Source organism: Paenibacillus sp. NPDC058177 (genome assembly GCF_042883835.1).
GTDB lineage: Bacteria > Bacillota > Bacilli > Paenibacillales > Paenibacillaceae > Paenibacillus_AQ > Paenibacillus_AQ agri.
Window position 1 is genome coordinate 255,794 of the sequence record NZ_JBHVVB010000006.1, and the last position, 21,300, is coordinate 277,093.

The 21,300-nt window shown below is 49.5% G+C and carries 17 protein-coding genes and 1 riboswitch; of the genes, 5 read left to right on the forward strand and 12 right to left on the reverse strand.

The genetic code is table 11. The features are described 5' to 3' along the window. Positions 1-2: 2 nt before the first annotated feature. The 5 genes from ACFVU8_RS22655 to ACFVU8_RS22675 form a co-directional block, all read right to left on the reverse strand. Positions 3-908, reverse strand: a complete 906-nt coding sequence (locus tag ACFVU8_RS22655) for a metallophosphoesterase (protein WP_387430332.1) — start codon at positions 906-908, stop codon at positions 3-5. Between the two features lie 41 nt (positions 909-949). Beyond that, positions 950-1,738: a DUF3891 family protein gene (locus ACFVU8_RS22660; protein WP_387430334.1), complete on the reverse strand. Its 789-nt coding sequence runs from the start codon at positions 1,736-1,738 to the stop codon at positions 950-952. Positions 1,739-1,966: 228 nt separating this feature from the next. After that, entirely contained in the window at positions 1,967-2,731 is a 765-nt protein-coding gene (gene sdhB, locus ACFVU8_RS22665) for a succinate dehydrogenase iron-sulfur subunit (RefSeq protein WP_066376509.1), read from the reverse strand. 260 nt (positions 2,732-2,991) lie between these two features. After that, entirely contained in the window at positions 2,992-4,737 is a 1,746-nt protein-coding gene (sdhA, locus tag ACFVU8_RS22670; protein ID WP_066376507.1) for a succinate dehydrogenase flavoprotein subunit, read from the reverse strand. A gap of 111 nt (positions 4,738-4,848) precedes the next feature. Further along, positions 4,849-5,514 carry a succinate dehydrogenase cytochrome b558 subunit gene (locus ACFVU8_RS22675; RefSeq protein ID WP_175371362.1) on the reverse strand — a complete coding sequence of 222 codons (666 nt, stop codon included), beginning with the start codon at positions 5,512-5,514 and terminating at the stop codon, positions 4,849-4,851. Positions 5,515-5,953: 439 nt separating this feature from the next. Here ACFVU8_RS22675 and ACFVU8_RS22680 point away from each other — a divergent pair, with 439 nt between their 5' ends. After that, entirely contained in the window at positions 5,954-6,856 is a 903-nt protein-coding gene (locus ACFVU8_RS22680) for a LysR family transcriptional regulator (protein WP_175371363.1), read from the forward strand. A 65-nt stretch (positions 6,857-6,921) separates the two neighbouring features. On the opposite strand, the gene ACFVU8_RS22685 is transcribed toward ACFVU8_RS22680, so the two are convergent. Together ACFVU8_RS22685 and ACFVU8_RS22690 are read right to left on the reverse strand one after the other, a co-directional pair. Beyond that, a complete protein-coding gene (locus ACFVU8_RS22685; protein ID WP_066376500.1) occupies positions 6,922-7,587 on the reverse strand; it encodes a potassium channel family protein in 666 nt (221 codons plus the stop codon). A gap of 14 nt (positions 7,588-7,601) precedes the next feature. Beyond that, positions 7,602-8,960: a TrkH family potassium uptake protein gene (locus ACFVU8_RS22690; RefSeq protein ID WP_387430336.1), complete on the reverse strand. Its 1,359-nt coding sequence runs from the start codon at positions 8,958-8,960 to the stop codon at positions 7,602-7,604. 92 nt (positions 8,961-9,052) lie between these two features. Further along, positions 9,053-9,228: riboswitch (cyclic di-AMP (ydaO/yuaA leader) on the reverse strand. 268 nt (positions 9,229-9,496) lie between these two features. Between ACFVU8_RS22690 and ACFVU8_RS22695 the strand changes: the two genes are divergently transcribed. From ACFVU8_RS22695 to ACFVU8_RS22710, 4 genes are all read left to right on the forward strand, one after another. After that, a complete protein-coding gene (locus tag ACFVU8_RS22695; protein ID WP_387430338.1) occupies positions 9,497-9,880 on the forward strand; it encodes a GntR family transcriptional regulator in 384 nt (127 codons plus the stop codon). Then, entirely contained in the window at positions 9,880-10,611 is a 732-nt protein-coding gene (locus ACFVU8_RS22700; RefSeq protein ID WP_379467970.1) for an ABC transporter ATP-binding protein, read from the forward strand. Before ACFVU8_RS22695 ends, ACFVU8_RS22700 begins: the two co-directional genes overlap by 1 nt. Next, positions 10,608-12,155: a hypothetical protein gene (locus tag ACFVU8_RS22705; protein ID WP_387430340.1), complete on the forward strand. Its 1,548-nt coding sequence runs from the start codon at positions 10,608-10,610 to the stop codon at positions 12,153-12,155. Before ACFVU8_RS22700 ends, ACFVU8_RS22705 begins: the two co-directional genes overlap by 4 nt. Before the next feature lie 137 nt (positions 12,156-12,292). After that, the gene (locus ACFVU8_RS22710) at positions 12,293-13,972 is read left to right on the forward strand and encodes a CPBP family glutamic-type intramembrane protease (protein ID WP_387430342.1); all 1,680 of its coding nucleotides are present in this window, start codon (positions 12,293-12,295) and stop codon (positions 13,970-13,972) included. An 80-nt stretch (positions 13,973-14,052) separates the two neighbouring features. On the opposite strand, the gene ACFVU8_RS22715 is transcribed toward ACFVU8_RS22710, so the two are convergent. The 5 genes from ACFVU8_RS22715 to ACFVU8_RS22735 form a co-directional block, all read right to left on the reverse strand. Then, complete coding sequence (locus tag ACFVU8_RS22715; protein WP_387430344.1) at positions 14,053-15,855, reverse strand: cache domain-containing sensor histidine kinase; 1,803 nt, start codon at positions 15,853-15,855, stop codon at positions 14,053-14,055. A gap of 5 nt (positions 15,856-15,860) precedes the next feature. Further along, a complete protein-coding gene (locus ACFVU8_RS22720; RefSeq protein ID WP_387430346.1) occupies positions 15,861-17,432 on the reverse strand; it encodes a response regulator in 1,572 nt (523 codons plus the stop codon). Positions 17,433-17,503: 71 nt separating this feature from the next. Continuing rightward, a complete protein-coding gene (locus tag ACFVU8_RS22725) occupies positions 17,504-19,231 on the reverse strand; it encodes an extracellular solute-binding protein (protein ID WP_387430348.1) in 1,728 nt (575 codons plus the stop codon). Positions 19,232-19,313: 82 nt separating this feature from the next. Continuing rightward, complete coding sequence (locus tag ACFVU8_RS22730) at positions 19,314-20,174, reverse strand: carbohydrate ABC transporter permease (RefSeq protein WP_175371444.1); 861 nt, start codon at positions 20,172-20,174, stop codon at positions 19,314-19,316. Positions 20,175-20,237: 63 nt separating this feature from the next. Beyond that, on the reverse strand, positions 20,238-21,113 hold the full coding sequence (locus ACFVU8_RS22735; protein WP_246317029.1) for an ABC transporter permease: 876 nt from the start codon (positions 21,111-21,113) through the stop codon (positions 20,238-20,240). Positions 21,114-21,300 lie beyond the last annotated feature (187 nt).

Genomic DNA, 21,300 nt, shown 5'->3' on the forward strand with positions numbered 1-21,300 from the left:
GCTCAAGCCTGACGCAAGGTTAATACCGTAAGCTCGGGCCTGCAAAGCAGCCGGAAGGGCATATAAGTCTCGCCAAAACCCCGGTTCACATAGACCGGCATCCGCTTGTTCTCCGTGTAATACAATCCGGATATGTATTTTAGCGCTCCATAGGGAGTGAACGGCGCACCAACCACTGGCAGACGGATTTGCCCGCCATGGCTGTGCCCCGACAACTGTAGATGAAAAGGGTAGTCCTCCGCCGTATCGGCGTAATCCGGTTCATGCATCAGTAGCAGTGTGAAGGTCCCCGGCGGAACGCCTTGCAGCGCTGCCTCCGGGTCGGGTTTGCCATGCAGCAAATCATCGAGTCCGGTGATCGCCATTACCGCACCGCCACGCTTGATTAGCATAGATTCATTGCGCAGCACCTGAAATCCCGCTGATTTTAGCAACCCGGTAACTTTGTCCGTATTCTTATAATCATGGTTGCCCAGAATCGCATACTTGCCAAGGGGAGCCTTCAACTCAGCCAGCACAGGTACAGATTCCGTCAGGTCGCCGGGATTACTGTCCACAATATCACCGGTAAAACAAATCAGATCCGGGTCAGCCTCCCTGATATGACTAACCAAACGGGTTATATCACTGGCATCCTTGTTAAAACCCAGATGTGTGTCGCTAAAATGCACCACTTTCAGACCTGCAAAAGCACCCGGTAGCCCAGCTAGAGGCAGCTCCAACCGGGTCACCTCCAGCCAGCGCGGCTCCGCCAGCCAAGAGTAGCCACCGGTCAGAAGCCCTGCGCCTACAACGGCTGCCGCGCCGCGAGCCAAAAACTGGCGACGGCTAATTTTGGGCCGCTGGTGCTGCATATTGTTCTTATCTGTACCTTCAAGGGGAGGAACCCCGGACGAGCTTTTATTCATAGGGTATTCTCCTTTCGGGCTAATTACTTCCGGACTTCACCTTATTGCTCCGGGCCAGTCAGCACCAGATGTACTTCCTCCTCCGGCGCCTCCTTGTATGCAAAGGCAATCCCCTTTTCCTTGATTACCGACCTCTGGACACGACGCTGTTTGAAGGATACTTCCAGTTGCCGCCTAAATGGAAACGGGTTCAAAATCAAAGTCCCCTCATCCTTCCATGTCGCCGTAATCCGCTGTCCGGAAGTAAAGGAAAAATCCTCACTGCCGGAAAACCCGTCACGCCACCAAGGATGTCCCTCTGCTTTCGTACTACCAGGCTTATTCAGCCCCAAGTACAACGAGAGATCGTCACAGAACTGCAGCAGATGGGAATCATAGCGCAGTTCACTCTCCCCGATTGGAGCAGTCGCCTCTAACTCATGGCGGATGCGGGCCCGGCGGGCCTTCTCATGCTCCTGGTATACAGTCAGTTCAGGATAATCCTCGCCGGATATATCAATCAGCCGATCGAAGTGCAGGCTGCATAGAAGCGCCCCATATGGCGTGTCAGCTTCAATCTCGTTCAGCCCTCGCTGATAGAAGGTTAGTTTCGGAACTAAAGGGAAATCGAAGAAGGTATAAGGCGCATCAGCCGCATCGTTCCAGAAAGGCGTCTCATCGAGATCAATCCAGCCCCGATCATGCTCAGCCACCGCTCGCAGCACTTCCTCCCGCCGGTACTCCCCAAGACCGCGCTCTTCCTTGATCCATTCCGCAAGGACACCCGACAATTCCCCATGCTCGTGCTGCCTCATCATCACAAATGCTCCGTCCTGCTCCCGACAAATCACATCTATTCCTCCCCAACTCTTCCTGCTCTCTGGCTTACATAAACTATAATGATTATATCATAGTTGGATATGATGACATAAATCCAGCAGGAAAGCGCTTTTATAATAGACTTTATGGATATTTACGCTAAAAAGTGCAGGCTCAAACCCGTCTGCTAAAAAAAACAGACAGCCACCCCGCAGCAGATGGCTGGGAATGGCTGTCTGTACTGCTTAGCAGAGTGCCTGTTACACACCCAGCCAGCGTTTGAACATATGTTTTGTAGTCTGCTTGTTAATCTCGGCAATCGAAGTTGTCAGTGGAATGCCCTTCGGACAAGCCGCCACACAGTTCTGCGAGTTACCGCACCCGTCAATCCCGCCATCGTCCATCAGTGCTTCGAGGCGCTCTTCAGCATTCATCTCGCCCGTTGGATGGGCATTAAACAACCGGACCTGAGAGATGGCTGCCGGACCGATAAAATCGGTCTTGGCATTGACATTCGGGCAGGCCTCCAGGCAGACGCCACAGGTCATGCATTTGGACAACTCGTAAGCCCATTGCCGTTTCTTTTCAGGCATACGCGGTCCCGGACCCAAATCATAGGTACCGTCAATAGGAATCCAGGCTTTTACCCGTTTAAGCGCGTTAAACATCCGACTGCGGTCAATGACAAGGTCACGCACCACAGGGAATGTCTTCATCGGTTCGATCCGGACAGGCTGTTCCAGATTATCAATCAGGGCCGCACAGGCTTGGCGGGGCTTGCCGTTGATGACCATAGAGCAGGCACCACACACTTCCTCCAAACAGTTGGAGTCCCAACATACCGGAACCGTATTGTCGCCCTTGGCATTGACCGGATTACGCTGAATTTCCATCAGGGCGCTGATCACGTTCATCCCCGGACGGTAAGGAAGATCAAATTCCTCTGTATACGACGAGCTTTGCGGATCATCCTGGCGGGTGATAACAAACTTTACGTTTTTGGGAGCTTGGGCTGTTTCCGCCATCATCGTTACCTCCTAAAAGTGTTGTGAAGTATACGCTTCTTAAATCTCACTAACGATCTACCAATAGGACTGTTTGTTAAAAACATCCATCTATGCACTAGTCACCTAATTAACAGGAGTTTCTAATGTTATTTCTACGCTTCTGCCCGTATTGCTCAAAATAGCTGGAAACCTTCCTGTTAATTCCTCAGGAATTTGCAATCCTCGATATCAGGAGCAGTCTACATCCAGCCCTTGCCTGGCCATGTTACGCTTTCCGCTTACTTGTCCTTCGAGTAGTCGCGAATCCGCGGCGGGATCAGTGAGACATCCACGGCTTCGTAAGAAATCTGCGGGCCTTCCGCAGTCCACTCCGCTTTGGTTGTCTTCAGGAACTCCTCGTCGTTGCGGTCAGGGAACTCTGGCTTGTAGTGTGCCCCGCGGCTCTCGTTGCGGAGCAGTGCGCCCAGCGTCATCGCCTCGGACAGCTCCAGCATGTTCCACAGCTGGCGGGTGAACGCGACGCCTTGGTTGTTCCAGCGTGACGTATCGTTCATGTTGATGTTTTGGTACCGCTGCTTAAGCTCCTTAATTTTGCCGATTGTCGCTTCCAGCTTGGTGTTGTGGCGCACCACCGTCATGTTGGCGGTCATCCATTCGCCCAGTTCCTTGTGAATGACATAGGCATTCTCGTTGCCCGACATCCCCAGGAGGGATTCATATTTATCGACCTGCTTCTTGTGGAAGCCATCGAACACGGTGGAAGAGATATCCTGCACCGATTTCTTCAAGCCTTTAATATATTCAACCGCCTTCGGCCCGGCGACCATGCCGCCGTAAATGGCGGATACCAATGAGTTCGCGCCGAGGCGGTTCGCTCCATGGTACTGGTACTCACATTCCCCAGCCGCGAAGAGGCCCGGAATGTTCGTCATCTGGTTGTAGTCGACCCACATGCCGCCCATGGAATAGTGGACCGCCGGGAAGATTTTCATTGGAATCTTGCGTGGATCATCGCCCATGAACTTCTCATAGATTTCGATAATCCCGCCCAACTTAACGTCCAGCTCCTTCGGATCTTTGTGGGAAAGATCGAGATAGACCATGTTCTCTCCGTTAATGCCGAGGCCTTGATCCACACAGACATTGAAAATTTCACGGGTCGCGATGTCACGCGGCACCAGGTTACCGTACGCCGGATATTTTTCCTCGAGGAAATACCATGGCTTGCCGTCCTTGTAAGTCCAGATCCGTCCGCCCTCCCCGCGCGCCGATTCCGACATCAGCCGCAGCTTGTCGTCGCCCGGAATGGCTGTAGGGTGAATCTGAATGAACTCTCCGTTCGCGTAATGCACACCCTGTTGATAGACGGCGCTGGCCGCAGTACCTGTGTTAATGACAGAGTTGGTCGTTTTGCCGAAAATAATGCCGGGACCGCCGCTGGCCAGAATTACGGCATCGGCCGGGAAAGTCTCGATTTCCATCGTCTTCAGATTCTGGGCGCTGATTCCGCGGCAGACGCCGTCGTTATCAATAATGGCCGAAAGGAATTCCCAGTTCTCGCTCTTGGTGACCAGACCCTCCGCCTCCCAGCGGCGAACCTGCTCGTCAAGTGCGTACAGCAGCTGCTGACCTGTCGTCGCTCCCGCAAAAGCCGTCCGGTGGCGCTTCGTGCCGCCAAACCGGCGGAAATCGAGCAAGCCTTCCGGCGTACGGTTGAACATAACGCCCATCCGGTCCATCAAGTGGATAATGCCGGGCGCCGCTTCACACATCGCCTTGACTGGCGGCTGATTCGCTAAGAAGTCTCCACCGTAGACCGTGTCGTCAAAATGCTCCCAGGGCGAGTCGCCCTCGCCCTTGGTGTTCACGGCACCATTGATGCCGCCTTGGGCGCAGACAGAGTGTGATCTTTTGACAGGGACAAGCGAGAATAGATGAACATGCGCACCGGACTCGGCTGCCTTGATGGTCGCCATCAAGCCGGCCAGACCACCGCCCACGATAATGATGTCTGCTGTTGCCATGATAAGTTCACTCCTAACAGTTTTGTCAGCATATGCCGCATCGATCAGCTTCGTACAAAACCCGCTTCAAAAGCACACGCTTACCGAAAATATGAAAAATCTACTTTTAATTTAGATAAAGGTTTTCAATGATTGCAGGGCAGTAGCAGTTGTCTGGAACTCACTGTCACGGAAAGTAACCAGCGATACCAGGAACATAACTGTTACGATTACGAACAGCCCCAGGCAGATCACGGAAGATACGCGCTGCGAACGCGGCCCGACGGTAATACCCCAGCTGATCAGGAACGACCACAGACCGTTGGCAAAGTGGAAGGACGCCGCCACGATCGCGATGATGTAGAATGTAAGCAGCAGCGGCTGTGTCACAATATTGTGCATCAATCCGCCAAGCTCCTCGTGCTTCACATTGCCAAGCGTCACTTGGAAACGAGTCTCGAACACATGCCAGACGATAAAGATAAACGTGATAACCCCTGTGACCCGCTGCAGCGTATAGCGCCAGTTGCGTTCCAGCTTAAAACGGTTCAGGTTTGGCTTCGACTGGTAGGCGATGTACAGACCGTATACCCCGTGGTACAGCAAGGGAAGCCATATACCGAACAATTCCAGGAAGAAGACGAGCGGCAGGCTGTTCAGCCACAGCACACTGTCTGTGAAACCGGAAGCGCCACCCTCAACTGCCGAGAAATTCGTCAGCATGTGCTCAAGAAAAAAGCCCCCGAGCGGGATAACGCCGAGCAAGGAATGAATCTTTCTGGAATAAAATCCTCTCATACTGGTGTGTCCCCTTTCCGATTAAAACAGCGTTTTCATTAATGAGCATTTACCGCCGGGACTACTTCTTGAAACAGCGCATGATGACATAAAAAAGGGTATCTCCCGATTTGCAACCCGCTATCCCTTGTGTTCCCGGACTTTGATTATTTATTCACAAAGTGTGAATATCTTGTGTCACTTTTCATGTTACTCTTTTTTGTCTTATAAGGGAATTGCAATATAATTATTAATCGTTATACAATTAATGCATAAGAATGTTTTTTATGTGATAATGATTATCATTTACAGCGCTTTTTTTCCTTTTCATTCCTGAAAGCACTACTTATCTGTGATTCAACCCTCAATCGTTCTATGCTTTTTATCACTTCTTATACCGGCAGAATAAGGCACAATCCTGACAGAGTCATACCTTGTATTATTACGGGAGGAAGACACTATGTTTGACGATCTGGATATATTCGCGGCAGTGGTGGAGCATTCCAGCCTGAACCGGGCTTCACGCCAGCTTAACCTGTCACAACCCGCCCTTTCCCGCAAAATCTCCAAGCTGGAGGAGAGGCTGGGCGTTCCATTGTTCAACCGGTACGGCAAGCGCTTGGAACTCACCGAGGTTGGCCGCCTCGCTTACACCTATGCGCTAGAGCAGCGACAACAGCGTTCCAAGTTTCTGGAGGCGCTCTCAAAGTTCAAAGAAGGCGAACCCCAGCTTGTTACGCTGGGGGCCAGCCTGACCACGCTGCAGACTACACTGCCGCCGCTGGTCAACACCTATATGGAGAAGTATCCCGCTGCCGAACTGAAACTGATTACCGGAAAGACGCATGAGATTGTCTCCTCGGTCAGCGAGGGCAAGTGTGATGTAGGAATTATTGCTTCCTCCATTCAGGAGCCCGGGCTGCGCTGTATTCCGCTCTTCGAGGATCAGCTCCGCCTGGTGGTCTCCAGTCAGCATCCGCTCACTCTGCTGCCCAAGCTGAGCATGGACCATCTCTCACGCCTGCCGATGATCCTGTTCTCCAAGGGAACCTGGTACCGCCGCCTGACCGACGATTTGTTCCAGCGCTGCGGTATTGATCCCGATGTGCGCATGGAGATCGATTCCTTCGAGGCGATCGTCCGGCTGCTGCCGACGGCGAAGACCGCGGCACTCCTGCCCAAATCCTATCTGCGTCCCGAGCTGCTGAATGGCAGCGGGCTCGTCTCGCTGCATATCAAGGAGCTGGAGCAGACCCAGCGGACTACCTGTCTGATCTACCGGGACGGCGGCGGGCTAAGCGGTGCTGCCCGCTCACTGGTGCAGGTGACAGAAGAAGTATTCCTGCCAAAGCTGACCGATTGAGAAGAGGCTTTGCTCTAAAAAACCCGCCTGCGGACAAGCCGCAGACGGGTTTTTGGCATAAACAATTACAGGTTAACGGCTTCTTCCTCAAATTGGTCAATACCCTCATTGGAGCCGATGACGACCATAATATCACCTTCGTACAAGGAATCCAGCGCAGTCGGAGCGACGATAATTCCACTCTCCCTGTTGATGGCAATGATGCTGCACCCGTATTTGGCCCGGGTATTCAGCTGGGACAGACTCTTGCCATCCATACAGGATGGAACATTCATCTCGACAATTTTATAATCCTTGGATATTTCGATATAATCCAGCAGATTGGGAGTGACTAACTGGTGAGCCACCCGAACCCCCATATCCCGCTCGGGGAAAATCACCCGGTCCACACCCAGTTTGGTCAAGGCGCGTCCATGAAGAATAGATATAGCCTTGGCCACCACCTGCTTGACACCAAGCTCCTTCAGCAGAATGGCTGTCAGAATACTACGCTCCATATTATCGCCAATGGCTACAATACCACAGTCAAAATTTCGGACACCGAGCGAACGCAAAATGCCCTCGTCTGTGGCATCCGCCATCACCGCATGGGTGAGCTTGTCGCTCATCTCCTCCACCCGTTCTTCCAGATGGTCCACTCCGAGCACCTCATAGCCCATATCCATCAGCTCAAGCGCCAAGCTTGAACCGAACCGTCCCAGCCCAATTACTACAAATTGCTGTGGTTTCATCTCCCGATAACTCCTTATCCAATAATCATTTTGCCTTCCGGATACTGATACAATGGTTTACCCTGTTTTGGGCCAAGTGCATAGGCCAGCGTCAATAGTCCCAGCCTGCCAGCGAACATAGTGAGACAGATGAGGATTTTGCCGACTAACGACAGCTCCGGCGTCAACCCCATGCTCAGCCCCACGGTCGCGAAAGCCGAAGTTGTCTCGAACAGAATCTCCAAAAAGTCGCGTCCCTCAGTCGTCGAGAGCACCATAGATACAGTGACAATCAATAGCAGAGCGAGCAAGGTGATGGTCAGTGCTTTGAACACCCGCTCCTGTGCCAGCCGGTAACGGAAGAATACTATATCCTCACGCCCACGCAGCATGGAGATTACAGCGCCGATCATGAGCGTAAAGGTCGTTGTTTTGATCCCACCCCCGGTAGAACCGGGAGAAGCACCGATAAACATTAGAATCACGATAAAAAATTGCGTGGCCTGACGCAGCCCGGAAATATCCAGCGTATTAGCCCCGGCCGTACGCGGTGTGACCGACTGGAAGAATGCAGCCAGTATTTTCCCGCCGATGTTCAGGGAGCCCATGCTCCGCGGATTCGTAAATTCAAATACAAAAATCACGAGCGTGCCTGCCAGAATCAGCGCTGCGGTTGTGGATAATACCACCTTGCTGTGCAGCGACAACCTGCGCTTGCGCCGGTAATCGACGATATCGGCAATTACGATAAACCCAAGCCCACCGGTGACAATCAGGAACATGACAATCAGATTCACTACAGGATCATTGACATATCCCATCAGGCTGCGGTAATGGCCGAACAGGTCAAAACCTGCATTGTTGAACATGGAAATGGAATGGAACAGTCCAAAGTAAATCGCCTTGCCGAGCGGCATATCAAACGCCCAGCGTATCGACAGCAGCAGTGCCGCACTCCCCTCGATCATGAGTGAATAGATCAGCACCCGACGGATGAGCCGTACAATGCCTTCCATCGAGTTCTGGTTCATGGCCTCCTGCAGAATAAGCCGGTCGCGCAGCGATATTTTCCGCTTTAACACCAGAGCAAAGAGTGTTGCCATCGTCATGAAGCCCAGGCCGCCAACCTGAATCAGGATCATAATGACGGTCTGCCCAAAAAGGGAAAAATACGTGCCGGTGTCCACAACTACCAGCCCCGTAACACAGGTAGCAGAAGTTGCTGTAAATAGCGCATCTATAAAGTTCAATGAATGTCCCGTCCGACTGGCAACCGGAAGCATCAGCAGCAGCGTACCAATCAAAATGATCGCCGCAAAACCGAGTACCAGCGTCTGGGGCGGGGAAAGTTTCAATATTGTGAAACGGTTCAACCTGGGGAATGGCGAAACCAAATCCTCACCTCTCACTATAATAAATTGACGTTGTATATCATTAGAATGCCAAACAAAAAAAGCACTGGATCACCAATGCCTCTCCCCTTGGTTCCTGCAGTGTTCTGAAGCCTACGAGGTTAGCTGACGGATTCGGGCAGCTGCAGTGCCCTATTCGTTCCCGGAACGAAATTCACCCCTGAAGATCGGCGCCCAAACTTACGTCTATATGCACCTTTCACTTCTTATGGTTCCCCCGTTTTCAATTGAAATTCGGCTTATATCTAATTGCATTCAAATTATATACGTTCTGTCCTGACATCACAAAGACACTATTAAGTATATTTGGATAAAATAATGTCTTAAAGAGTGACCGGGAACACAGGAGACCCTGTTCTCATTCCTTTTCCGTGACTTTCCTGTAATTGCATCGTTTTTCACGGTTTCATGAATATATAGAACTTTTAACCTTGAAATTGTATGGTGAGGAATGATACACTACACACAACAAGTGTATGACCTATACCCATACACATTATTCCTACTAGGGGGAAGACATGGAAGAATCTTTGGAGCTGCTGCCGCAGCAATTTCAGATCAATCCCTCGCGTCCCATCTATGAACAATTCGTCGAAGCCATCCGGGGCCGGATTGTTACCGGTATCATCCCGCTTGGCTCGCGTCTGCCATCCGTGAGGGATTTGGCAGCCGACCGAGGCGTGAATCCCACTACAGCTGCAAGAACTTATCAGGAGCTGGAGCGAATGAGCCTGATTGTCACCTATCGTGGACAGGGTACCTTTGTTACGAGGGAACAGGATGTCATCGGGGAGGCTCGCAAGGAAATGATCCTGGAGGCCGTGCGGCAATTTAAAGCTGCGGGCGCCAGCCTGGGGCTGTCAGCAGAACAGATGCTGCAATTTGATAAGGAGGAATCTTGATGCGTACGAATAAAGATATTTCATCACTGCCGGAACTCAAGGCAGCCGTGCAATGTCAGAACCTGACGCTCCGCACGAGGAAAAAAACAATTTTGGACGACGTAAGCTTTCATATTCCCCAAGGCAGTATCACTGGACTGCTCGGTCCTAATGGTGCAGGCAAGTCTACCCTATTACGCCTGATCACCGGACTGGCTACACCAGACTCCGGCTCCGTGAAGATTTTCGGCGAACCTGCCGGCGTAGACCGTCTAGGACAGTTATCCCTGCTGCCGGACCGCAGCAGCCTGCCTGGATGGCTGACTGTAGGGCGCTGGCTTCACTTTGCTGAAGGCATATATCCCGATTGGGACAATGTGAAGGCAGAACAACTAATGGGTCAGCTTTCCGTTAAGAGGGAATCCCGTATCTCAACCTTATCCCGCGGGGAAGAAGCCAGACTGCAACTGCTGACCTGCCTGTCCCGCAAAGCTCCGTTAGTCATACTCGATGAGCCCTTCACTGGTGTGGATCTCATTTCCAGAGAGGAAATTGCATCCACAGTTGTGGGAGAGATGGCTGATGGTGAACGTACCTTTTTGATTGCTACTCATGATATCCGGGAAATGGAGCTACTGTTTGACCGCCTAATTCTAATCGGTAACGGACGGATACAAGGTATTGAGGATGTGGAACGGCTCCGTCAGTCCGGTCATTCCGTTGAATCCCGTTACAGGGAAGTGTTCGCATGACAGCGCTTAGAGCGTTAACAGATCTGGAGTACAGCCGCTATAATCCGTTTAAGTGGGGCCAAAAATCTTTTTTGGGGATTACTGTAGCCCTATTCGCTCTGCTCTTGGGTATCGGATGGTATCTCTTTCATGGCAGACAGCCTTCCCTGCAAACTCCTTTTACAGCAGGCACCTTTCTTATGGTAGGGATCATTATGTATCTCGCTTCAGTCGATATGCTGTTGTTTACAGTCCATAGTAGCCGGGAGTGGATTCTGAATTTCCCGCACCCCCGCAAGCTACTTCTGTATGCCAAGGCGATCAGCCTGTTTAAGCATGGATTGTATCTTGCTTCCATCGTTATAGCTGCTAATATCGGACTGTATGTACTCTTCAACCTGACAGGACACTATGAGCACCTTCTGTTCAAAGAGCTCATCCTAACAGTAGTCGCTCATGCACTCTTTATGGCTTCGATCTTTCCGCTCGCCATCGTATGCGGATTGCTGGCAGGAACCATTCTTATGGGCTGGAAAATGCTGCTGTTCGTTCCCTTTTCATTATTATGGCTGTCTCCATTGATGGCTTTGTCCACCTACTTGAACTCCACTGCTTTGAACGGTGAGCAATTACAATACCTGAGTCCGTCCTATATCCTGCTGTATACGGTAGGAATTCTACTGATTGGCTGGCCTCTGAGCTACATGCTGATCCATTGGATTGCCAAGGCTGGTCTCGAAAGAATGAGTGAGATCCGATATAATTTCCTGGCCGTACAGCTTCCGATTGTTAAAGAGCAGAACACTATAAAGTCGTACCGGCGTTCTTCCGGATTCCAGGCACTGTATCAACTGGAGCGCAGCCGTCTGCAGTATTTCGAAAGATTACTACCCATTAAGGTGATCAAGGGAGTCGTACTTGCTGGGGCGTTTATCTTGTTCTACCTGTTCCCCGAAGACGATCAGTTTGTACTGACTCTGACCAAGATGCAATTTATCTTGCCTGTGCTGGTAGCTTCCATATGGATCATGTGCAAGAGCGGGGTGGAGCACAAGCAGCTGAATTGGCGCCTCTCTTTTCCCCATCCTAGACTGCTGCTTATAACATCTAGTATCGTCGCAACAGGGGTCACCGTCCTTCGCCTACATCTGATGCTGAGCATAGCCACTCTGGCTGGAATCGGGGCAGCTCTCGCAGGGGGAAGAACCAATTTCGCTTCTGTTACTGATTATCTGCATTGGTTTGCATACATCTTCTTAACATCAGCACTGATGCTCATCCTATCCCTCTGCCTGGTGCAAATCAGCTATTATCTGATGAAATCAAAGATACTGATCGGACTGATCTTCCCGCTGTATATGATCATTGCGCTTCAACAAACGATTGTGAATAATACCTTTCTCCCGGAAAATATACAAATCGGACAGACGCCGAATTGGCTGCTGCTTGGATGGGTAACCTTGATCGGATTGCCGCTTGCCGCGGCCTGCCTCCCTCTCGGGGCCAGATATCTACACCTCGTTATCGCTCAAAGCAATGAAACGGTCAACCGAAAGAAACATTAGAGTCATAAAAACAGGCCCCTCTGCGTAAGAATACTTGTTAGAAGATTGTAGACAAGCAAAATAACTGTTTTGCTCTCATTTGTACCGTATTGCAAGTAGTGCCATAATATATGAGTTCACCCAAAAGGAGGCGTTATATGAATCCCGTCGGCCAGCCCCTTAAGCAGCGTCCTCTCTCCAAAGGGCTTATTATTTCGGGCATCATCGGCATTGCCCTGTTCATTATGTTCCAAGTGTTCCCTTCCTTACTCGGAGGTGTACCTGAAGGAAACACCGCGGTAATCAGTAAAGACGTGGCACGGAGTAACGCCGCAGCGTTCGCGGCAGAGAAACTGGGCTATACCGTCTCGGACGGAGAATGGAACATCACCTACCAGTCCGACTCTTCCTTCTTCGGCTATATGTCCCGGGAGAAACTGCTGGAGGACTATAGTAAAAAGAAACTGGACCAGCGTTATCCCTACGATGTTTATCATGCGGCCTTCACACCTGCAGGCCAGAATGGTACTCTTCTGACCGTGAATCTTAATATGTATACCGGGCAGGCGGTCAGCTTTGCCCGCGGGGCAGCTGTTCCGGGCGGCAATTCGCGCAGCGGTGCTCATTCCATTGCCGCGAGCGAGGAAGAAACGCCACTGTCCTTAGCACAGAAGGAGCAGCTGGCCCGTCCCTGGCTGAAGGAATGGGGCGTTAATCCTGCCAAGCTGCAAATTGAGCCGGGTAGCAGCGGCAGTTCCGGGCTGACGTACACAGACAGCTCGGTTACTGTAGGAGAATCACGCCTGCAGTATCAATTTACTTTTGATGGAGGAGATGTTTCCTCCTTCAAGCCCGGATTTACAGCGCCAGGCTGGCATACTTCGTACGTAGACAGCCAGAAGTCATTGGCTACGAAAATGACCCTGTACGGCTATGGCCTGCCGACCATCGCTCTGGGCGTGCTGGCCTTGATCTACAGCATTCTGAAGCGGAGCCATACTTCTTTTAAGCGCGGCCTCTTCCTCAGCACGGTTCATTTCCTGATTATGATGGCCACTACGTACAACATGCTGCCGGAGACCTCTGGCGATAATGTGGAGGCACGGGTTACGGCCATTGTGATGTTCGTGATTTATGCGCTTTACAGCCTGCTCATGTCTTCCCTGCTCTACTTCTCACTGGTCGGCGGAGACGGCCTCTGGCGTAAAGAAGAGGGGATGAATCCATGGCCCCGTGCCAAAGAGCCGGGATACGGCCAATATGTACTGGACAGCATTCGTGCCGGGTACGTCTGGGCCTTTGTCCTGCTTGGGGTTCAAACGCTGATGTTCATCCTCCTGTCATTGACCCTGCACAATTGGTCCACAACCGATGCCAGCCAGTCGCCTTATAATATGAGGTACGCTTGGCTGCTGCCGGTCATAGCCTGGCTCGCAGGCCTGTCTGAGGAAGCTATCTACCGCCTGTTCGGTATTCGTATGTTGAAGAAAATCGTGCGCAGCACATTAATTGCCAGCCTGATTACAACCCTCATCTGGGCTTTCGGGCATACGCTGTACCCGATCTATCCGATCTCTTCGCGCCCGATTGAGCTGACTGTAATCGGACTGCTGTTCAGCTACATTTTCCTGCGCTATGGCTTTATTGCCGTCATGTTCAGCCATGTCGTGTTTGACAGCATTCTGATGGGTGTGACGCTGATCTTCATGAAGGAAAGTGTTAATGTGTGGGCAGGCATCTTTGCCATTGTGATGCCATTCCTGGTCGCTTATATCGTCTACCTGTTTAACCGATCCAAGACTCCGGGAGATCCTGAAGTCGTCAATCCAGTGATATAAAAAAAAGGGATGCTCCTTAAGCCGTTCACTGGCCTTTGGAGCATCCCTTTTGCATGTACAGATGGATGTCATCGCTTGGATTACATCGTCAAGCCTTGTTCGCCCTTCGTATCCTTGCCTGGCAGAAGGGAAGGAAAACGAATTCGGATGACCGTTCCCTCACCTAGTGAGCTATTGATAATTACACCGTATTCCTTGCCGTACTGCAGCTTGATGCGCTGATCCACATTGCGGATGCCATAGCCAATTCCCTTGTCTGTCGGGTCCAGCACCAGTTCAATGATTTCTTCTTTCATACCAAGTCCATTATCTTCAACTTCGAAGCAGATATCCTCGCCCTCAGGATACGCACGGATGATAATCGAAATCTCATCATCGTACCAGGCATGTTCGAGCGCATTTTCCACAAACGGCTGCAGAATAAACTTCACCGTCTCGTATTCCATCACTTCCGGCGCAATCTCATAAGTCACGTTGATGCGGTCAGCATTCTTGATCTTCTGAATCTCCAGATAGGATTCCACAATCTGAATCTCCTGCTCAATCGGAATAATCATATCTCCGCGATGCAGAGAAAGACGGTAGAATCTCGCCAAAGCCCGTACGATTTCATGCAGCTTATCAATTTCCCCCAGCTTCGCCATCCGGCTGATGGACGAGAAGGTGTTGTACAGAAAATGCGGATTCATCTGGGAATGAAGCACCTGCAGCTCCGTTTCCTTCTTCTCCAGATTACTGATATACACTTCATCGATCAACCGCTGAATCGTTGACGCCATATCATTGAAGGCACTGCCAATCTCTGAAAATTCATCGTTCCCCTGAATCGGCATCCGCTTGTGGAAGTTCCCTTCCTGGAAGGACTTCAGAGAAGCAGTCAGCTTCATGAACCGCCGTGAGAAATACTGGGACATAATAATGCTGATCACGAACAGTAGCGCCAGAATCAATACGCAGATCCATATCGTCACATTACGCACTTGTTCAGAGTTCTTTTTCAATGAAGAATACGGGACCCAGGCTACTATGCTCGCCGACATGTTATCAATTGGCGTCTTAATCTCCATGAAAGATTCAGGTTTGACGATATCCCCATTGGCAGCGCCAGACAGCATCGCCGGGTCCATCTGATTCTTCGAGCTGGAGAACAGCAGATGATCCTTATCATCTACAATAAAGAGGATGCTGTCCTCGCCCAGATGTCCAGTATCTACGTCGGAGAAAATATACTTCATATTCACCGTCATCTTAATCAGGCCGCTCAGTTGCAGGGTATCGTAATTGATCAGTGGTCTCAGGTAAGAGATGCTACCCGTTTCTCTGTCCTTATCCACCTGCTTCCACTCCGCCGAGCCAAAATGCAGATCCAGTGATTGATACCACGGTGCATTCTGAATCCGCTCGCTGTGAAAGAGAGAATACTTGCGCCCTCCCTGTCCCGTATTTACGGTACTGTTGTCATTATAGTAATACTCGCTAAGGTAGTAATACTCGCTAACATTCGGGTTGTCCACATACAGAGACAACTTCACTTCCTGATTGGGTAAGCTTGCGGCATTCTCCAATTTGGGCAGAATGTACTGGGACATAATATTGTATTTTTCCCACCCGGAATGATAGCCGGTCAAATAACGTGACAACGTCTGATCTGCGTAAATCTCATCCGAGCTGCGAATCAGGTCCTTCAGACGATAATCGACGTTATTACCTACCTGCTTCACCGTAACTTCGAGACTGCTTCTAGTATGCTCTGCAATCGTATTTACGGATGAGATGTACGCATAACTGCCGATGCCTATGACCGGAGTCAGCACCAGCAGCAAATAGGATATCAACAGCTTGTAGCCCAAAGGCATATAAGTGGAAGGAAAGCGTCTCTGCATGAAGATCAACTCTGCTTTCTGTAATCTGCTGCGGTAATGTTGAAGAATTCACGGAATTGTCTGCTGAAATAGGCAATATTCTTGTAGCCCACCATCTCGGCCACCTCATAAATCTTGTACTGGTGCTGATCCAGCAGGGTAATCGCCTTTTCCATACGGATGCGAACCAGATATTCATTGAAGCTCTCTCCCATATGCTCCTTGAACATCACGCCCAGGTGATTCGGAGAATAGGCAAAATGGTTAGCCACCTCGCGCAGCGTCAAGTTATCGGACAGCTTCTCCTTGATATATTGTTCAATGTGCTCCATTAAACGCCGGTTCTTATGCTGTTTCTTCATAAACAGAATCTCCGAAATCTGGAACAGCGTATTGCGAAGCCAGCGTTTGATGTCCTCCACAGTTTCCAAATTATGAATGACATCCATTTGCTGAATGCCCCATCCAAGCAGACTCTCATAGGTCTCATTCAATGTTCCCAGATAAGCTTCAAGCCGGGTCGCAATGTGAATAGAGAAGTGGTATACCTTGACTGGATGCTCAAAATCAGCGGCCACGTCGAATAGCTCATCAATACAGTCGCAAATATCAATCAGTCTGTATCCAGCCATCGCTCCAAACATGGCTTCCAGCACAACGCTCAAATCCTTAATATCCTTGGTCATTCCTGCTTTATTCATCACCGGGTGGATGACCCGGTTCTTGCCGATGAACATCTTCCCGTTCATAAAGGTCTTAGCTTGGGAAAAAGACACCGGAAGCTCTTCCAGGGAAGTCGCTTGACTTCCATAGCTTACAGTTATCGTAAACGAGGTTTGCTCACGCACCTCTTGTACCAGCTTTTGCAACTGCAGTTCCAGCAGGTCTGACTCCGTTGTGTAGATCAGCCCAATCTGGGAGCGGTTCAAACGGCATATTTTACCGGTGCCCGCAGCCTCCAGCCGGCTGGCAATATATCCATAGAGATCGTCCAGAGCGGCATTTCCGGATTCTGGATTCTCGCCGATCCGCGACAACACATCGTCCGCCTCAATTAGCACCGCGTAAGCGCTTGTAAATACTAAATCCATAGGATAACGAGCCAGAAAAGCACCAAGAGTCTCCTGATCGATCGTGCCCTCCAGCAAATGTCTCAGCACATCGTTCTTAATGAACTCAAACGAGGTCATGGCACTGGTATCTTCACTTCGTTTGACGCGTTCACTGTCCAGTTCTGCTGTCGCCGTCTTCAGAACCGCCACGATCTCTTCATCATCAACCGGCTTCAGAATATAGCCATGCGCCTTGAGATCAAGCGCCTGCTTGGCATAATGGAAATCCTGATAACCACTGATGAAGACCGTTTTGATGCCTGGATTCTTCTCCAGTGCTTTGCGTGACAGCTCAATGCCAGAAATCACCGGCATTTTAATGTCGGTGATCAGCAAATCAATATCATGATTTTCTATAAATTGAAGCGCAGCAAGCGCCTTGTTCTCGCTACACACTACCTCGATCCCAAGGTCATTCCAGGGAATAAGACAGCGAAGCCCCTCTAGATCATAATTCTCATCGTCCACAAGCACGGCCCTATACATGACAATCCCTCCCCCTTCATGAGGAAAAGAGGGCACGGATTGTGTCCCTCTTGTTCCCGCCTTCGCTGGCGTTAGCCTTTAATTTTGCTGAGATTTTGTTGCCATACATTTGTTTTCCATTTCAGAACTTTATCATAACCCATCTTCGCTGCTTCTTTGTCCGTTTCTTCGATCAAACGAAGCACTTCTTCGTCGCTCTTCGCGAAGATAATTTTAGGTATAACTTGAGCGTATTGATCTTTCAAGCGTTGCAGAATGATACCCTCTTCAGAGTTTGGAGCCGGATCAAGATTCGAGAACTCAGTGATGTTCTTGGAAGTCTTGAAGGAGATGCTGGACTGAGCCAGTGTCGTCCAATCCTGTGCTTCTGCAGGCAGCAACTTCTCGCGTTCTGCTTTTACTCTGTCTACATAGGAAGTGTTTCCGTACCAGTTAAATTCGCCAATCTTCAATTCGTCGTATTTCTTAGGATCGCGATTGATATAGGCATCGTTTGGAATTGGTACTCCATCTTCTACTTTATCATAAAATAATCCAGGAGGCCCGAAGAATAAAATTTGTTGTCCTTCTGGGCTAGTTGCCCAGTTCATGTAAGAGAAGATCGCTTCAGGATCTTTTGCATTTGTAGTGATTACGTTTACATTCCAACCCAGTGTATTGAATCCGGAAGGATAGACTTTATCCTTATCTACGCCATCTTTGTGTACAGGCCAGATTGGCTCGTAGCCACCTTCAGGATCTTTGGCGGTCAGCAAGTTGTTCGCCTCACGTCCGATACCTTCAACTACAGAGTCATAAGCGCCGAATACTGCGATTTTACCGGTCTTCAGCTTCTCAAGCACCTGATCACGGGTTTGGGTCAGCAAATCCTGGGAAGTCAGACCTTCACGGAACAATCTGCTTGCGTACAAAGCAGTATCCTTAAAGCCTTGATCCTGATAAACGGATGTCAGCTCAGAGCCGTTTGGCACCCCGAAAATTTGGCCCGATCCAGGAGAGATAAAGCCAGGTGTACGGTCATTTGCGGAACCACTGTATAGCATACCGATCATTTGCAAGTCAGCACCATCACGGGTTTCACCAAAGTCAATCGGCACCAAGTTAGGGAATTTCTCTTTGACTTGCTTCAGGTAAGACTCAAGGTCTTCCCATGTTTCAAGCTTAGGAGATCCAAGCGCTTTGTAAGTCTTCTTCTCTACGAGATAGGCTGCGTTACCATTACCGTTCTTACCATTAATGTACCAGTTCGGAATCTGATACAGCTTGCCGTCTTCGCTACGCAGCATGTTCAGGGTTTCCTCACCTACATTTTTAACAAACTCAGGATACTTCTCCAGGTAAGGATCGATTGCAACCAGCTTTCCTGCTTTTTGCAGACGCTCTACGTCTTTACCACGGTCCAGAATAATATTGTCAGGCAATTGATTGGATACGATCATAGCGTTCAGCTTTTGAGCTGCAGCGCCGTTGGATTGTACCGGATCAAGGGTAACCTTCAAGTTCTCGGTAATCCATTGACCATGCGGTCTTTCTGCCCATGTTGGTGCAGTGTACCAGTCATAGTTTACAAAACTTGTGAACGTAACCGGTTTCACTTTTGCCGCTGCGTCTTCACCTTCACCTGCTGGACTATTGCTGGGAGTTGTATTTCCTGTATTCTCAGTGCTCTTCTCTGTGTTGGGTGCAGCGGATGGACTTGGTTCAGACGCGGCATTGTTGTTGTTACTCGAGCAAGCAGCGAGCATACTTGTAGCCATTGCACTGACAAGCAGCAGAAGCCCTATCTTATTTTTCTTCATCTCATAACCCCTCTCACATTTACAGTTTAATATGTCATTAGTGGGCGGCAGCCGAAGCTGCCCCCACAGATAACCATAGATACTACTCTTTCAATGATCCTACCAATGCGCCCTTGACGAAGAACTTTTGCAGGAACGGATAGATCATTAGTATCGGCAGTGTAGCAATCATCATCGTTGCCATCTGCAGTGCTTTGACCGTCACCGTGTTCTGCACCAAACTTTGGGCATAGGAGTTCAGGTTACTCATCAGACTCGCGGTTGCCCCTGCATTAATAATCTGTACAAGCAGTGTTTGCAGTGGGATCAGATTCTGATCACTGATAAAGATCGCCGGTGTGAACCAGTCATTCCATAGTCCAACAGCGGTGAACAATCCGAGTGTCGCCATAACAGGTCCGGAGATTGGCAGTACAATCTTGAAAAATACACCAAAGTTGGAGCATCCGTCAATCCTGCCTGATTCCTCAAGTCCGTCAGGTAGTTCTGCAAAGAAGGTACGGAAGATAATCATGTTAAATACATTGACCATACCATGAATTAACAAGAACGTGAACGTATTGTAAAGTTGCATCTGGTAGATCAGGATGAAGTAAGGAATTAATCCTCCGGTGAAGTACATCGTAATGATACAGATGATCATGTAGAATTTTTTGAACACAATGCCTTTCTTGGAAAGACCATAAGCAAAGAGTGACGTAAAGAACATGGACAGTGCTGTTCCCAATACCGTCCGTAGGATGGTAATCATGTAAGCTCTGAAAATGTTGTCTTCCTTGAAGACGATATTGTAATTCTCAAACGTGAACGAGCGTGGCCAGAAAGTAACTCCACCCAATGCTGTGTCACTTCCGTTGTTAAATGAAATTACTAATGAGTTCCAGAACGGATAAAAAGTAATGAAGGCAAGGAATATAAGTAAGACATAAATAATTCCATGCATGATTTTATCAGAACGACTGCTTTTCAAGAAGTGTCCTCCTTTCTTGATGAGAACCGAATGGGCTTACCAGAGACTGGCTTTACCAAAACGGCGTGAGATGGTATTGGCAACATAGAGAAGAAGTACGCTCAACACCGATTTAAGCAATCCGGCTGCGGTCGCGTATGAATAACGTTGGTTCAGAATCCCCATTTGATATACATAGGTATCTACCGTCTGTGCATAAGGCATCAGAATACCGTTATTCAAATTTTTGGTTAGCAGCAAGATATCTTCAAAGCCTGCGTTCAGGATATTACCTACTCCAAGCAGCAGGAAAATCGTGATAACCGGTGCAATGCTCGGAATTGTAATTTTGAAGATTTGCTTAAATTTACTCGCCCCATCAATGGAAGCTGCTTCATACATCGCTGGATCAATCCCGGCAATAGCTGCCATATAGACGATGGAACCAAACCCGATTTCCTTCCAAACGCCTACGGATACGAGAATGCCCCAGAAGTATTCTGGAATGGACAGCCAGTTGATTGGCTTGTCAATTAGAGACATCTTGACCAAAACTTCATTCACCGCACCGTTATCCACAGCAAGCATCGAGAACACTAGCCCGGATACAACGACCCATGAGATAAAGTGAGGGATATAGGTAACGGTCTGGACAATGCTTTTAAACACTATATTTTTTACTTCATTCAACATAAGGGCCAAAATAATCGGTGCCGGGAATCCGATCAGAAGCTTCAGCAAACTGATGCCAAAAGTATTTCTGACAATGCTCCAGAACTCCGGTGATTCAAAGAACATCCGGAAGTGCATCGTCCCGACCCACGGACTTGCGGCAAATCCCTCGAACAGATTGTATTCCTTAAAGGCCATCAACACGCCCCACATCGGAATATAGCTGAAGATCAGAATGAATATAATCGAGGGAAGAATCATGAGCTGATAATCCCACTGTCGGGCGAATCTGCTCCAGACTCCCGTGCCCGGCGCTTTCGTGCCCAAGGGTTTATACGCCTTGGCCGGTACGCCACTGGGTATCGTTTCTTTTTTCATAGCATCACCATTTCTTTCATTTGATGCTATTATCTTACCGCTAAAGTGAAAGCGATCTCTACGAGAAGAA

Bases quoted from the DNA above. Each gene is read 5' to 3' on its own strand.
- ACFVU8_RS22655 (WP_387430332.1), bottom strand. From the start codon at position 908: ATGAATAAAAGCTCGTCCGGGGTTCCTCCCCTTGAAGGTACAGATAAG.
- sdhB (WP_066376509.1), bottom strand. From the start codon at position 2,731: ATGGCGGAAACAGCCCAAGCTCCCAAAAACGTAAAGTTTGTTATCACC.
- sdhA (WP_066376507.1), bottom strand. From the start codon at position 4,737: ATGGCAACAGCAGACATCATTATCGTGGGCGGTGGTCTGGCCGGCTTG.
- ACFVU8_RS22675 (WP_175371362.1), bottom strand. From the start codon at position 5,514: ATGAGAGGATTTTATTCCAGAAAGATTCATTCCTTGCTCGGCGTTATC.
- ACFVU8_RS22680 (WP_175371363.1), top strand. From the start codon at position 5,954: ATGTTTGACGATCTGGATATATTCGCGGCAGTGGTGGAGCATTCCAGC.
- ACFVU8_RS22685 (WP_066376500.1), bottom strand. From the start codon at position 7,587: ATGAAACCACAGCAATTTGTAGTAATTGGGCTGGGACGGTTCGGTTCA.
- ACFVU8_RS22695 (WP_387430338.1), top strand. From the start codon at position 9,497: ATGGAAGAATCTTTGGAGCTGCTGCCGCAGCAATTTCAGATCAATCCC.
- ACFVU8_RS22700 (WP_379467970.1), top strand. From the start codon at position 9,880: ATGCGTACGAATAAAGATATTTCATCACTGCCGGAACTCAAGGCAGCC.
- ACFVU8_RS22705 (WP_387430340.1), top strand. From the start codon at position 10,608: ATGACAGCGCTTAGAGCGTTAACAGATCTGGAGTACAGCCGCTATAAT.
- ACFVU8_RS22710 (WP_387430342.1), top strand. From the start codon at position 12,293: ATGAATCCCGTCGGCCAGCCCCTTAAGCAGCGTCCTCTCTCCAAAGGG.
- ACFVU8_RS22715 (WP_387430344.1), bottom strand. From the start codon at position 15,855: ATGCAGAGACGCTTTCCTTCCACTTATATGCCTTTGGGCTACAAGCTG.
- ACFVU8_RS22720 (WP_387430346.1), bottom strand. From the start codon at position 17,432: ATGTATAGGGCCGTGCTTGTGGACGATGAGAATTATGATCTAGAGGGG.
- ACFVU8_RS22725 (WP_387430348.1), bottom strand. From the start codon at position 19,231: ATGAAGAAAAATAAGATAGGGCTTCTGCTGCTTGTCAGTGCAATGGCT.
- ACFVU8_RS22730 (WP_175371444.1), bottom strand. From the start codon at position 20,174: ATGCATGGAATTATTTATGTCTTACTTATATTCCTTGCCTTCATTACT.
- ACFVU8_RS22735 (WP_246317029.1), bottom strand. From the start codon at position 21,113: ATGATTCTTCCCTCGATTATATTCATTCTGATCTTCAGCTATATTCCG.